1 protein-coding gene is annotated in these 1,142 nt (G+C 54.3%); it reads left to right on the top strand.

The window, feature by feature from the left end:
• Positions 1-325 precede the first annotated feature (325 nt).
• Positions 326-1,142: TRC40/GET3/ArsA family transport-energizing ATPase (locus EJP87_RS16845; protein WP_153188699.1), on the top strand; the 817-nt coding region annotated here is incomplete at its 3' end.

Raw genomic sequence — 1,142 nt, 5'->3', positions numbered from 1 at the left:
GCAGAACTGTCGGCCGTATAATAGCACGGCACACTTTGCTGGAAGAGGCTTGAAGTGGCTCACCACTCTTGAGCTATTCGACAATCTTCTTGACAGTATAGACGGAAATATCGGGCATCTCCTGCCAACAATTGGCCGAAAGGTCGCCAAACCAGCTCATGCGCAAGGCGCTGGCGAATGTGCGACAAGACATATCAAGCAGATAGACAAGGAGCGATTGAGCCTGCAACGCCGCTCATGGGTAGTGAGCAGATAGATTTACAAGCTCTGCGCAAACAGTGTGTATCACACTCAATAGTCAAGACAAATACAGGGAACAGCCAACATGCGCTTTCTGCACAACACTCCGTTTTTTCTCTTTTTTACCGGCAAGGGTGGTGTTGGTAAAACCTCTTTGGCCTGTGCCAGTGCCGTCCATCTGGCCGACAGCGGTAAACGTGTCTTACTGGTCAGTACCGACCCGGCCTCCAATATTGCCCAAGTGTTGCAAATGGCGATTGGGGCGCAAATCACCGCCATCACCGCTGTTGAACGCCTGCACGCCTTGGAGATCGATCCACTGCAATCGGCTCGTATCTATCGCGAACGAGTGGTGGCGCCAGTGCGCGGCTTGCTCCCAGAAGAGGTGGTCAAAGGGATTGAAGAGCAACTTTCCGGTGCCTGCACCACAGAGATAGCCGCCTTTGATGAATTTACCACCTTGTTGACCGATCCAGAGCTGGAAAACCGCTTTGACCATGTCCTGTTTGATACGGCACCGACCGGTCACACCGTGCGCCTGCTGCAGTTGCCCGGCGCCTGGAGCAGCTTTTTGGAAAACAGTCAAACTGGAGTCTCCTGTTTGGGCCCTCTGGCTGGCTTGGAAAAACAACGTCATCGTTATCGACAAGCTTTGGAGCTGTTGGCAGATGGCAGCCGCTGTCGCATGATTCTGGTGGCACGCCCACAAACTTCAGCCCTTAAAGAGGTGGTGCGTACCGCTCAGGAGCTGGAAGCGATTGGTATTGCCTGCGATCATGCAGTGATCAATGGCTGCTTGCCTGCCATGACCACCAGCGATCCCTTGGCCAACGCACTGCGTGAGCGCGAACAGGCGGCTTTGGCCTCTTTTCCGGCCAAAGCGGGTGGTGTGGTCGAACAAC

It is taken from the genome of Candidatus Magnetaquicoccus inordinatus (assembly GCF_004217665.1).
Lineage (GTDB): Bacteria > Pseudomonadota > Magnetococcia > Magnetococcales > Magnetaquicoccaceae > Magnetaquicoccus > Magnetaquicoccus inordinatus.
The sequence above is the reverse complement of the archived record's forward strand: the minus strand, read 5'-3'. Positions and strand labels throughout refer to the sequence as shown.